Genomic DNA, 12,768 nt, shown 5'->3' with positions numbered 1-12,768 from the left:
ATTACTGCTCTCCTCTGCTATCTGTGATTTCGTTCAAAGCCGCTATCTTCATCTCCCAGTAAGGATGCAAGTTGCCAATCTCGACTTGCCTCTCGGCTCGCTTAACGATATTTGAGTGCTGCTCATTTTTATCAGAGAAGTCAGCGATTATGTCGTTTAAGCGCTCTATGATAGGCTGGAACTTTAGAAGATGCTCATCCATGTTCAAGCTACTAGCACGGCTGTGCAAAGGCAGCCATTCCTTAATAGATAGCAGCATGAGAACATCCTCTTCTGTTGCTCTGAGCGCATACGACTTGCAGAAAAAGCAGCTAAGCATTGCTGAGCAGCGAGGGTTGGGAGCTTGATCTGAAAAGCCTTCATCTTTGATGCTGCCCTGAGATGTGCAATTGCCTGTAAGGCCCTGCACTCCCTTATCTTTACTGATAACCTTTACAGCGACCCGCTTCGCTTTGTAGAGCTTTACAACGCTGGCTAGACCGCTGAAGAAGTCGTTTAGCTCTTTAATTGCAACTCGGTTTTCAACTGCTATGTAGTGCCTTCTCGATGTCTCAACCGTGTGCTGATGCTGATTTGCAGAGTAGCGAACATCGTTAGTTACGGTGAGTGATAAATTCACCGAGTAATCTCGCCAATCTTTTGCATTAATCCACAGGTTATCTGTGTTCCAGAACTTGGTAGGGTTAATGAGGTTCTTATTACTAATTGTACGTGTGTGAGGCTGCGCATTTTTGAAGTACTGCGGCCCTATCAGGGGCGAGTCTGAAACAATGAACTTTTGGCACAGAGCGAGGTACTGACTCCAGTATTTCTTTGCTAGGGGGCTCAGGCGAAGTGAAAACTGCTTATCTCCTTTGTTCTTGAAAGAGATGACTCTGAACTTACCTTCTCGTTCGAGATGGGTGGGCTCTACCAGCGGAGCTGAACACAACACTGCTAGATTTGCACCGCTATCTGCAAGTATAAGATGAGAAAAGTGAATGCTTGCAATATTAAAAAGATCACGATGGTAATCTCCCAATGTGCTTTTATTTTTATGCTCCGTTGCGAGTGCAGAGCGATAATATTCGCGTAATCTTTTGTGTATTTTCTTGTCAGAAAATTGTCCGTTTTTCTCAGCTTCAGAATTTGTTAACTTTGTCAATTCATCGATGCAGCTGATTAGCTTTCCAGTGCGGTCGTAAAGTAACTCTTGAATGCGGCTGCGCCCGCAGCTTCCCGATCTCTGATAGTATGATGCAGGAGTCTCGTTTACTCCGTGTAAGTTCCATATTGATGGGCTGAGGTAAATTTGACCGGTAATGCTAAGTTTCATTTCTGGTTTAAGAACGAATGGCTTTATATGATCATCTTCAAGTAAGTACTCAGAAATTTGATTGAACAAATACCGATGCGCATCTCGGCTGGTCGCTGCGTGCTGTATGCTTTGGAGGATTTTGAATCCTTTTTCGCCTCTCCTGAACTGGATTCTCAGAGCCCAGCTCTTTACGGTATCTTCATCTATGTCATTAAATGACAGTAAGATCGCTTGGGTAGCCCCTTCTTGATACTCTCGTGCAGTGGCTCGTTTGAGTGATTTGGAAAGATTACTCTGAGATACTCGATCCCAGAGTCTTAGTGAGTAGTCACGATATGCTTTTTTCATAAGCTCTATGTTGATGAAGAGCTTCTCACGTTCGAAAATATTATCAGCATAGTCTATGAAGATTAGCTGATTGGTAACTGAGCCTCGTTTTGTAGTTCCATCGAGGAATGCGTCGATAAGTCTCGTTAGGTAAGCTTTACGGTTTGCAATTTGGCTTGTGAAATCTATATCCCAGCTACCCAGCGAGCTAGGAGAACACTTGATTCTGCTTTTTACTGAGCCTGTATTGCGAGAGTTAAAAAGTACTCGTCCAACGTAAATCTGCTTGTAATTTTGACCATTGCATTTGAAGTTGAGCCGAACTCTGCCCAGTTCAGATAGTGTGAGCGATGAAGCTTCAAAGTGAGAATACTCTTCAGGTCTGTCGTTATACAGGTCGTAGAATTCAGACATTGAAGTTGTCCCAAGGAAAGGCTTCACCGTACATGGCTTCGTGAACTTTTTTGTTTTTTTCTTTCTGCAATTGAACTAATTCGTCATATCTTAGGTAGATCATCGTAGTCGACTCATGCTTGTGTCCGAGTAGACCTTTGACATGAGTAATAATCTCTGTGTCCAACATGCCTAATACCTTGGCTTGCCTTACGAATCGCATGCCCCGTGTTGCTCTAAGGTCATGGAACTTAAAGCCTTTGTACTGTGCGTCTTTGTGTTGTCTTATCCATGGAATTAATTTCTGATTCACGAAGTCGTTAATCGAACTCCCTAATTGGAGTCCTGCTTGTCCCCGCTCACTTCTTTTTAGAGTCATTGAGTACGTAGGATCGGCAGCGTCATATGTGTGCCGATTGGCGGTATAAAATGGACGGCCAAACTTTGTAAGAAAGACATAGTTCCGAGAGGAGTCACCGTAGTAGCTTTTCTCTTTCCGTTCTTTGTATATCTCTGAGTACTTTACCCAATCATATACCTGTGCAACCAGTGAGCTGGGCACCTTGAGCACGTACTGAACATTGCCCTTCGTATCAACGCCAGTCATCGGTCCAACAGGTATTCTCGCCTCTTTGGCTGTTCTGGATGACTTATAAGCCTTTTGTATAGCCTCAACGCTCAATGTGCAGATTGTTTGTTTTCTTGCCCCAGTGTATAGCGCCAACCAGACTATCAGTTGCATTTGACGGTTACTAAGAGCTTCCACGCCCTCAAGAACCCACTCGACCTCTTTTTCTGAGAGTGGGCGTACTCCGCCTTCTTCACCCTGTATTAGATCGAACTGTGTCTCTTCAACCGTAGCCTTTGTAATATGAATGTCTGAATAATTCACGGGGAACTTTCTGCCCCCCTTCACTATTACCGTGTTCTTTTTAAGTGTATAGAAGCGATCCTCTATCTCTTCGCCAGGAGGGGTGAGCTTGTTGTCGTTCAGAAACATATAGAAGGCCGCGACCTCTGCGGCTTTTTGCTTCACCGTCTGAAGCGTGTTCTGTTTTTGCTCGAACAGCCTCGTGAGGTATGACTTATAGAGATAAGTGACGCGCTGGTTCTTCCGACTGCGAGGAGGAGCGTAGAAAATATCGAGTGGCAGATCGTCGGTCTTATGTTCTTCGATGAAGTGCAAGTAGGAGAGTAGGTTCTTTGCTTTTCGATCTATTGTTACGATTGAGCGTGGGCTGGATTCAGCGAAGTTTAACCACCAGCGGTAGAGGTAAAGGTTTCCGAGATCCCACGGCTCACAATTCCTGTAGATGATTGGGAATCGCTCTATCATTAAGTCGCTAGTCTCTTCGAATTTATCCTTATCTATATTCCAGTGCAGAGTTCGGTTTGTCCAATTAATAGTAGGAATCCCTTCAGCGCTGAGAGCTAACGCTCCGTCGAGCCTGTAAAGGCGTTGAATGTATACGATCTTTGATCGAGTCATATCGACAGGCACTGCCCTGCAGAACATAAATGTCAATATCATGGTGAACATTAGTGTGCATGTCAATATTTTCTACATTAGTGTGTGCGTAAAAAGCCAAAGCCCCAGTAGAGAAAGCTAAATAGCGTTGCGCCAAGGGTCACGCCGGCCAGGTAGCGAGAGTCGGGTAAGTGCCCGACCACGGCGGTATCCACCAAACCGAGTAGCGGTACGGTGATATTGGAGAGAATGATGGGCCAAGCGAGGGTCCAAATACGCATTCAGAGTGACCTTCGCTCGCAAACGTTCAGGCACATCTTAAGTGGGCGAGTTAAGCGGCAGTAATGATGCGATACTTCTCCATCAACTGCTCTTGGGTCTCGGGGCGCTCTGGGTCGAGGGGAATACAGTCCACCGGACACACCTGCTGGCACTGAGGCTCGTCGAAGTGGCCGACGCACTCGGTGCACAGGTTGGGGTTGATCACGTAAATCTCCTCACCGGGAGAGATCGCGTCGTTGGGGCATTCCGGTTCGCAGACGTCGCAGTTAATGCATTCGTCGGTGATCATCAGGGCCATGGGCATACCTCACGAATGGCGTGTCACTCGGGTTTTAGATACCCGAGTGTTTTGCTCAACAATATCGATAGCTAGGTAGTGTAGTGCTTACGCAGCGCCTCTGCGACCTGCGGGTGCACCAGGGGGGAAATATCGCCGCCCAGCTTGGCGATTTCCCGCACGATGGTCGAGGAGATATAGGAGTTTTCCACTGCCGGGGTAAGAAACACGCTCTCAAGCTCAGGATTTTGAGCGCGGTTCATATTGGCCAGCTGCAGCTCGTACTCAAAATCGGAGACCGCTCGCAGGCCGCGCAGAATAATCGTCGCGCCCTGTTCGTGCATCATGCTAGTGAGCAGCGTCGAGAAGCCAATCACGCTGACATTCGGCAGCGATGCGCACACCGACTGGGCCAGCGCAATTCGAGTATCCAAATCCAGGCTTGGGTGTTTGCCGGGGCTGGCTGCCACGGCAATCACCACTTTGTCGAACATCCGCGCGCCGCGCTCAATCAGGTCGAAGTGGCCGTTGGTGATCGGGTCGAACGTGCCAGGATAGACAGCGATCTTTTCGCGATGCGCGCTCATGACGGCGTCCCCTCATCCAGTGAACCAAACGGATTATCGGCGACCAGCGAAACCGCGTGGTCATAGCCGGGAATGTGGATACGGTCTGCGTGAATCTCAAGCTCTGGGCCTTCCAGCACCGCTTCGCCAAACTGGTAGCGGGGGGCGTAGCGCCCGCGATCGGCCTCAGCGAGATAGGCAGCGGCGTTAGCGCGTACCGCTTCGCGGCGACCTTTCCACGCTTCTATCGCGGCGCTGCCGTGGCGCTTGGTGAGTAGACGCTCGGTCACCTCTGGCGAGAGCACCACGCCGGTGGCGTTATTACCGCCAAAGCCTTTGGCGTTGATAAAGGCAGCATCGGCGGTAAATGCTTGAGGAGTCGTGAAAAAGCGCAGCCGCTCGGCGTAGACGTCATCGGCCACCGCATCCAGCGTGGGGATACCCGGCAGCAAACCGTGGGCGAAGCTGCCCAGGGCGCTGGCCAGCTGATCACCTGCCGCTGACCCTTGGGAGTGGCCGATGAACGCTTTAATGGCCACCACCGGCCACTGCTTGATGCCGTTCGCGCGGGCGATTTCATCGAATACGTGGGATTCGGTGGTGCGGTTTTTCGGCGTGCTGGTGCCGTGAGCGTGGAGGAAAGTACGCTCTTTCAGCGCGGTTTCTCCCAGTATGTCTTTAACCAGCGCGGCGGCTTTACCCAGGGTGATGTAGTTGCCGATGCCCGGCGCGGAGATAGAGCGCTTATAGCCGTCGGCATTGACAAACACATCGGGCACCGCGCCGAGAATATCGGCCCCTAGCTCTAGGGCAAGGCTGTCGTCCATCAGCAGCAGGAACTGGCTCGCTTCTGCCATGGTGAACCCGCAGTTGCGGGCAAACGGACGGCAGGCGCGCTGATAATCAGCGTCGGTCAGCAGCTCCAGGGCATCCAGCGCTTTTAGGCTGGCGTCATCGGCCAGCGCGCCCATGGCACGGAAGCCTTCGATAATTTCCGGGGTAATCGGCGCATCGGCGGTGCCCACCATCACCACCCGGCGACGGCCTGCGCGGATATCGTCAATGCCCAGGCGCAGGTTGTAGAGGAAGCTGGCGCAGGCGCCTAGCGCTGCGCCGGTGCCGCCTACGCTGCCGAGTACATAGGCATTGAGGAAGTCAGCGGGCATCTGTCCATAGCCCAGCGGCATCTGCTTGGAGGTGGCGCGCTGGCCGGTCACCAAGCTTTTCAATAAGCCGCCCCAGCCCTGGTCATCGAGCTGGCCAATCGAGTTGCCCGCGTACACAGCGATATGGTCGGGGTTGAGCTGCTGGCGCAGGGTTTCCCAAGAGAGGCCGCTGGCGCCCAAGCAGTCGCTGGCGCCAAACACCGCCATGGAGAGCCCGCGAGGATGGTGCACGCTGCGGTAAAGGCTGGCTGGGTCAAAGCCGCTCGGCAGTTGCGCGGCAGCCCGCACTTTAGGCTCTTGGGCGTCCGGTAGCAGCACGTCGAAGATGCCCGCAGGAATAGTCACCTCGACTTCACGGGTATCGATTTCGCGCACCTGCCACCCATCGGGCAACTGGTCGGGTAGCTGGCGGCGGCGCAGTGTCACGCGCAGCGGCTCTGCCAGCGCCAGATCGGCTCGTCGGTTTGCCGGCAGGCCAGGGGCGAGAAAGCGCAGGTCTTCATTGCGGCGAATCAGCGTGTGGTTAAGCACCTGATCGCGCAGCATCTGGGCAGGGGCGTCAATGGGCTGCCCTGCGCTGTCGTGCCATCCGTTGTCGGAGTGCTCGGCAAGGCGCATAAGCGCTGCCAAGCTTTCCACGGTTTGGCGCTGCTGGTCAGCAGGAAGAGCATCAAGCACGGTGCGGCGGAAGGCCTGATGGCCCGAGGTTCTGCCGGCGGGATTGATGCCGCCCATGCCGACAATCACCGGTAAGTGTGACAAGCCGGGTTCCTCGTGGTGCGGTGGTTTTTAATAACGGTTATTGTCAGACCGTGTCGAAAACCTTAACCGATCTGAGCTTAATAGTGAGCTTACAAAAAGGCTCGGGCGTGATCATAGCACCGGGCGTGCAACGGCGTCATGCCGAGTGCGCGGGAGACTGATAGAATCACGCTTTTTTTAACCCAGGGGATGGCATGCAGCACACCTCACGGCCAGTGATTTCCAATCAGCCAGGTCCGCATCACGATGTGGCGCGCCGAGTAGCGCGCGCGTTAGCGCATCCGCTGCGCAAACCCATTGCTGACCACACGCGCCGAGCGTTTGAGCAGGCCGATGCGTGGCGCCAGCAGCACTCTGCACCGTTGATTCTCGACGCAGGTTGCGGAGTAGGACTATCGACCCGGCGGATAGCCATACAGTTCCCCCACCACAGCGTGATTGGCGTTGACCGAAGTGAGGATCGTCTGGGCCGGGAGCACGGTGAGCTGCCGGAAAACGCCCTGCTGGTGCGTGCCGATCTGGTCGATTTCTGGCGACTGGCCCTGGAAGCAGGCTGGACGCCCGAGCGCCACTACCTGCTGTATCCCAACCCTTATCCTAAATCAGCACACTTGAAAATGCGCTGGCATGGCCATCCGGTTTTCCCCACACTGTTAGCCCTGCGCGGGCGGCTCGAGCTGCGTTCGAACTGGCAGCTCTATGTGGAAGAGTTTGCCCAGGCCGTGGAGGTCGTCACCGGCCAAAAGGCAAGCGTTGCCCCGTTGCACCCTAATGGTGACTATCTCACCCCGTTTGAAGCCAAATATGACCAAAGTGGCCAAACACTTTGGCGTTTGTGCATCGACCTGGAGCGCCCATGACATTTGTTTATTTGATTCTCGCGATTGTGGCAGAGGTGATTGCCACCAGTGCGTTAAAAGCCTCTGTGGGTTTTACTCGGCCACTGCCGAGCCTGCTGGTCGTTGGAGGCTACGGGGTGGCGTTCTATTTATTGAGCTTGGTACTACGTACGCTGCCGGTAGGGATTACCTACGCCATTTGGGCGGGCTTAGGTATTGTCTTGGTCACCCTGGTCGGGATTGTCGTCTTTGGTGAAAAGCCCGACCTGCCTGCGGTGTTTGGCATCAGCCTGATTGTGGCCGGGGTGGTCACTCTGCAGGTCTTCTCTAAAATGAATGTGCATTGAGGTAGCTCAAAGTGACGTGTTTTCGCAACTTCTCCACGCGCTGGCTGCGCAACGGTATCGTCGCGGGGGTAACGACCGCTGCGCTGTGCGCCAGCTCGGTGCTCTGGGCCGACTTCACCCGGCTGAGTCAGTTAGAAGCAAAAGGGTTTTCGGTCAGCGCTGAAGCGCGCCTGTTAGATGCCGATAGCGGTAGTAACCCACTGCTGGGTAGCCTAAATCCAGAGCGGCAGCTCTCACCCGCCTCGGTCACGAAAGCTTACATGTCTGCGGCACTGCTAAACCGCTTTGGTCCTCAACATCGCTTCACCAGCCAACTCGTCAGTACCGGCCAAGTACAGGATGGCGTGCTGCGTGGCGATCTGGTCTTTGAAGGCGGCGGTGACCCAGGTTTGACGACGGAAGACCTGTGGCGGCTCGTCCAGCGCCTGCAGCTTGCCGGGGTAACGCACGTTGACGGGGCGCTGGTGGTCAGCCAGTGGCGCTTTGGCCCAGTGGAGTGCATCACCACTGATCGCTGCAACGCGCGTACCCGAGTCACCAACGCCTATAGTGCGCCGCTAACCTCGGCAGGCGTCAATTTTGGTACGTGGTGTGTCAATGTGGCGCCTGCGGCAACCCCCGGCGAGCCTGCGCGGGTAGGGCTATGTGATAGCCAGGCGCCGCTGGTGGCCATTGATAATCAGGTGGTAACGCGCCCGGCGAACAGTGGCACGGAGATTAGCGCCGAGCGCATCACCGATGAGCGTGGCGATGTGATGCGTTTGACGGGGCAAATTTCTACTAATGCAGCCGCGCGGGATGTTTACCGTGGTGCCGGAGATGCGGCTGAAAAAACCGCCCAGGTACTGTTAAGCATGCTCAATCAGGCGGGCGTTAGCGTGCGTGACCCGTGGCGGGTAAGCTCAACCCAGCCGCCAAGCAGCGCCCAGCGCCTTGCCGCAGTGGATAGCCAGCCGCTCCAGGAGCTGTTACTGCGCACCATGAACTACTCCAATAACTATATGGCCGACGTGCTGGCGCTGAACTTGGTGGAAACACCCCAAGCGCAGCTGCGTCAGGCAGGGCAGGCCATTGAAGCTTATGTGCAGCGTCTTCCAGGTCATGGCCCCGTGGCGCTGCACAGCGGTAGTGGTTTAACCACCGATAACCGCACCTCGGCCCACGGTGTCAACGTCATGCTGGAGGACATGTTCCGCCAAAGCGCGCTGTTCCCAAGCTTTGTGGCCTCTTTCCAGTCGCCCGCCAATGGCGTGATGCGCTTTATCCGTCGTGGCTCTCCAACGTTCCAAAATAACGTCATGCTAAAAACCGGCACGCTCAACCAGCCGTTTGCCGTACGCGCCGCGGCGGGCTATTTCCGCACGGCCCAAGGGCGCTGGGGGGTGTTTAGTGTGTTAGTGAACGGTAGCGGCAGTACCCCCTATCTCAGCTGGCCCGAGGTGCTTGACCCACTGTCGTTAGATTTAGATGCAATGATTTTAGCTAATTAATTAAACGCTTAGGTGAGGCAACGGGCATGAAGCCACGTCACACGGGGTTAACCCATTTACTGCACTCCACGCGCTACTCCTGGAAAGGCCTGAAGGCGGCGTTTCGTAATGAGTCTGCCTTTCGTCAGGAGTTGGCGATTACTGCCGTGCTGCTGCCATTTGCCTGGTGGATTGGCGAAGGCCCATTAAGCTGGCTGCTGCTGGTCGGCAGTCTGTTTCTCGTGCTGATTGTCGAGCTGCTCAACAGCGCCATCGAAAACGTGGTCGACCGTATCGGCACCGAACACCATGAGCTGTCAGGGCGTGCCAAGGACATCGGCTCGGCCGCGGTGATGCTGTCGCTGATGATGGCGGGGCTGACCTGGGGGCTGTTAGGCTGGGAAAAATGGATGGGCTAGTTGGCCTAGAATGGCGTTGAGAATCATAACAATCGCTTGGCAAAGAGGTGCTTATGCAGACCAATGATGCGTTATTCCCCACGACAACGCTTCCCAAAGCGCTTGCACCTGCTGCCGAACAGGCACAGCAGCGCCTCAGCGAGGCCCTAAGCCAGGCGGATAATATCGCCTCAATGACCAAGCAGCCGCTGCCCTCCAGTAGTTGGGAGGCGCTCGCTCCTGCCCGCCGGGAAGCGCTGGCTCGAGTGGTCACTATCTCCACCTTCGCCCTTGATACGTTGGCGCGCTTTCCCCACTGGCTGGCCGAGCTGGATGCGGCAGGGGAGTTGGATAGCGCGCCCAGCAAAGAAGCGCTGACTCAGTGGTTGGATGATGCTCTGGAGAGCGCCGAGGACGAAGATGCCCTGCACCGGGCGCTGCGCCGTTTTCGTCGAGCGCGCATGCTGGGCATTGTTTGGCGCGATCTAAATCGCCTCGACGGTGCCACCATGTGGGATACCGCCCGATCGGTCTCTTGGCTGGCGGAAGTATGCACCGAAGCGGCGCTTGGCTGGCTGGAGCGTTTTTATGCATCCCGCTGGGGGACACCTGCCGCTCGCAGTGATGGTGAGCCTCAGCGGCTGGTGGTACTGGGAATGGGTAAGTTGGGCGCGGGGGAGCTCAACCTCTCGTCGGATATCGATCTGATTTTTGCCTTCCCTGAAAAGGGCGAGACTGAAGGTGGTCGCAAACCGCTAGAGCATCAAGAGTACTTTACCAAGCTTGGCCAGCGCCTGATCGCCGCCCTGGATGCCATGACGGCGGATGGTTTTGTGTTCCGCGTAGATATGCGCTTGCGCCCGCTGGGCGATGGCGGCCCGCTGGTAGGCAGCTTTTCGATGCTCTCCAGCTATTATCAAGACCAAGGCCGTGAGTGGGAGCGCTACGCCATGCTGAAGGCGCGGCCTGTGGCGGGGGATATCGACGCGGGCCAAGAGCTGCTGGCTAGCCTACGGCCGTTTGTGTATCGCCGCTATCTGGATTTTGGGGCCATTGAGTCGCTGCGCGAGCTGAAGGCGATGATCAATCGCGAAGTGAAACGCAAAGGCATGCAGAGCAACATCAAGCTGGGGCCGGGGGGCATCCGCGAGGTGGAGTTCGTGGTGCAGGCGTTTCAGCTGATTCGCGGCGGGCGTGATACTGAGCTGCAGGTCACCTCGCTGCAAACAGCGCTCAAGCGCTTGCCCGAGCTTGGGCTGCTGCCTCAAGCCGTGGTGGACGAGCTACTGCCGGATTACGCCTTCCTGCGCGATGTGGAGCACGCCCTTCAAGCGCTGGAAGATCGCCAAACCCAAATGCTGCCCACCGATGATGAGGACCGCGAGCGCGTCGCTTTCGCCATGGGGCACGAGGATTGGCCCGGGCTTATCGCCCAGCTAGATGAGGTCCGCGAGCGGGTGCGCCAGCACTTCGACGCGGTGATCGCCGACCCTGAAGAAGAGGCCGATGAAGAGCAAAGCGACGCCAGCCTCTCCCAGTGGCGGCTATTGTGGCGCGGTGAACTTGAAGAGGATGAGGCTCAGGCCCTTCTCAGCGAAGCGGGCTTTAACGAATCGGAAAAAGCCCTCAAACGATTAAAAAGCCTGTACCACTCGCGTGCTGTGCAGAGCATGCAGCGTATTGGTTTTGAGCGCTTGGATGCTCTGATGCCGCTGCTACTGGCTGCCGTGGCGCAGAGCGATACGCCGGACACGGCCCTGGCTCGGGTGCAGCCGTTGATCGAGGCGGTGCTACGACGCACCGCCTATCTGGCGCTGCTGCGCGAAAATCCGCATACCCTTGAGCATTTGATGCGGCTATGTTCGGCGAGCCCTTGGATTGCTGAACAGTTGGCACGCTACCCCATCCTGCTGGATGAGTTGTTAACCCCCGATACGCTCTACACGCCCGCCGATAAATCGCGGCTTGCCGATGAGCTGCGTCAAACGCTCAACCGTTTACCCGAGGACGATGAAGAAGCGCAGCTAGAAGCACTGCGGGTGTTCAAGCATGCGCAGATGCTGCATGTGGCCGCCTCGGATGTGGCGGGTACGCGTCATCTGATGAAAGTAAGCGATTACTTAACCTATATCGCAGAAGTTATTTTAGACGCGGTGCTGGCGATGGCGTGGAAGCATGTCACCCGCAAGCACGGTGCGCCTGCGGGGTGTAACAACCGCGAACCTGCCTTTTTGATTATTGGTTACGGCAAGCTGGGCGGCATTGAGTTGGGCTACGGCTCTGACCTGGATCTGGTGTTCCTGCACGATAACGACGGTAAAGGCAGTACCGACGGCCCTCGGCCTTTGGATACGCCGGTGTTTTTCACTCGCCTGGGCCAGCGCATCATTCATCTGCTGACTGCGGTAACTCCGGCGGGTAGTCTGTATGAAGTGGACATGCGCCTTCGGCCGTCAGGGAATGCGGGGCTGCTCGTCACGTCGCTGGACGCGTTTGCCGAGTATCAGCATCAAAATGCCTGGACCTGGGAGCATCAGGCGCTGGTGCGGGCCAGAGTGGTGGCGGGCAGTGAGGCGCTGGCCGATAAGTTTGACGAGCTGCGTGGTTCGATTTTACGCCGCGAGCGCGACCCGCAGGCGCTGCGTGATGATGTGGTGAGCATGCGCCATAAAATGCGTGATCACTTGGGCACGAAAGGCGAGGGCGCCAAATCTGAGCGGGGCGATGGCGAAAATGCCAGCACAGATGCCACGTTTAGCTTGAAGCACGATGCAGGCGGCATGGTGGATATCGAGTTTCTCTGCCAGTACGCCGTGCTCGCGCTCTCCCATCAAACGCCCGCGCTGATCACCTATAGCGATAATATTCGCATTTTGGAAACTCTGGCCGAGAGCGGGCACATCACCCAAGTGGAGGCTGATCAGCTACGCGAGGCTTACCTGGCCTACCGCAGTCGTACTCACCGCGCGGCGTTGACCGGTGAAAAGGCGTTAGGGCAGGTTAAAGAGTTTGCGGAGCACCGTCAGATAGTGACCGCACTGTGGCAGCGTTTTCTGGAACCTTGATTGGCGGGCAGGGCGTTTTTCAGTAGCATCAGTAAAAAGCTAGCCTGATAACGACTGGCCTAAAACGGCTGCTCCCATATCAATCGTTTTAATCACAGCAGTTCCCATAACA

10 protein-coding genes and 1 pseudogene are annotated in these 12,768 nt (G+C 55.4%); 5 read left to right on the top strand and 6 right to left on the bottom strand.

Features of this window, described 5'->3' with window-relative positions:
- Position 1 precedes the first annotated feature (1 nt).
- The 6 genes and pseudogenes from AC13CN_RS11595 to AC13CN_RS11570 form a co-directional block, all read right to left on the bottom strand.
- The gene (locus AC13CN_RS11595; protein WP_483053159.1) at positions 2–2,038 is read right to left on the bottom strand and encodes a hypothetical protein; all 2,037 of its coding nucleotides are present in this window, start codon (positions 2,036–2,038) and stop codon (positions 2–4) included.
- Positions 2,031–3,557, bottom strand: a complete 1,527-nt coding sequence (locus tag AC13CN_RS11590; RefSeq protein ID WP_483053158.1) for a hypothetical protein — start codon at positions 3,555–3,557, stop codon at positions 2,031–2,033. Before AC13CN_RS11590 ends, AC13CN_RS11595 begins: the two co-directional genes overlap by 8 nt.
- Before the next feature lie 35 nt (positions 3,558–3,592).
- Positions 3,593–3,766, bottom strand: a pseudogene (locus AC13CN_RS11585) (MATE family efflux transporter); the annotation flags it as partial.
- Between the two features lie 50 nt (positions 3,767–3,816).
- Positions 3,817–4,065: a YfhL family 4Fe-4S dicluster ferredoxin gene (locus AC13CN_RS11580; RefSeq protein ID WP_039182874.1), complete on the bottom strand. Its 249-nt coding sequence runs from the start codon at positions 4,063–4,065 to the stop codon at positions 3,817–3,819.
- A 71-nt stretch (positions 4,066–4,136) separates the two neighbouring features.
- Positions 4,137–4,631 carry a pantetheine-phosphate adenylyltransferase gene (coaD, locus tag AC13CN_RS11575; protein ID WP_054641557.1) on the bottom strand — a complete coding sequence of 165 codons (495 nt, stop codon included), beginning with the start codon at positions 4,629–4,631 and terminating at the stop codon, positions 4,137–4,139.
- Entirely contained in the window at positions 4,628–6,511 is a 1,884-nt protein-coding gene (locus AC13CN_RS11570) for a beta-ketoacyl synthase (protein WP_273682643.1), read from the bottom strand. Before AC13CN_RS11570 ends, coaD begins: the two co-directional genes overlap by 4 nt.
- A gap of 221 nt (positions 6,512–6,732) precedes the next feature.
- On the opposite strand from AC13CN_RS11570, the gene trmB reads away from it, so the two are divergent.
- From trmB to glnE, 5 genes are read left to right on the top strand one after another with little or no spacing between them, the layout of a single operon-like run.
- A complete protein-coding gene (trmB, locus tag AC13CN_RS11565) occupies positions 6,733–7,398 on the top strand; it encodes a tRNA (guanine(46)-N(7))-methyltransferase TrmB (protein WP_044630158.1) in 666 nt (221 codons plus the stop codon).
- Positions 7,395–7,724, top strand: coding sequence for a DMT family transporter (locus AC13CN_RS11560; RefSeq protein WP_062375183.1), 330 nt, complete (start codon positions 7,395–7,397; stop codon positions 7,722–7,724). The genes trmB and AC13CN_RS11560 overlap by 4 nt, the downstream gene beginning before the upstream one ends.
- 11 nt (positions 7,725–7,735) lie before the next feature.
- Positions 7,736–9,214: a D-alanyl-D-alanine carboxypeptidase/D-alanyl-D-alanine endopeptidase gene (gene dacB / locus AC13CN_RS11555; protein WP_273682640.1), complete on the top strand. Its 1,479-nt coding sequence runs from the start codon at positions 7,736–7,738 to the stop codon at positions 9,212–9,214.
- Between the two features lie 26 nt (positions 9,215–9,240).
- The gene (locus AC13CN_RS11550) at positions 9,241–9,612 is read left to right on the top strand and encodes a diacylglycerol kinase (protein WP_054641555.1); all 372 of its coding nucleotides are present in this window, start codon (positions 9,241–9,243) and stop codon (positions 9,610–9,612) included.
- Positions 9,613–9,665: 53 nt separating this feature from the next.
- Positions 9,666–12,656, top strand: coding sequence for a bifunctional [glutamate--ammonia ligase]-adenylyl-L-tyrosine phosphorylase/[glutamate--ammonia-ligase] adenylyltransferase (glnE, locus tag AC13CN_RS11545; RefSeq protein WP_475311987.1), 2,991 nt, complete (start codon positions 9,666–9,668; stop codon positions 12,654–12,656).
- Positions 12,657–12,768 lie beyond the last annotated feature (112 nt).

Source organism: Vreelandella sp. L-25, assembly GCF_056857535.1.
Note: the sequence above shows the minus strand (reverse complement) of the source record. Positions and strands in the feature narration are given on the sequence as shown.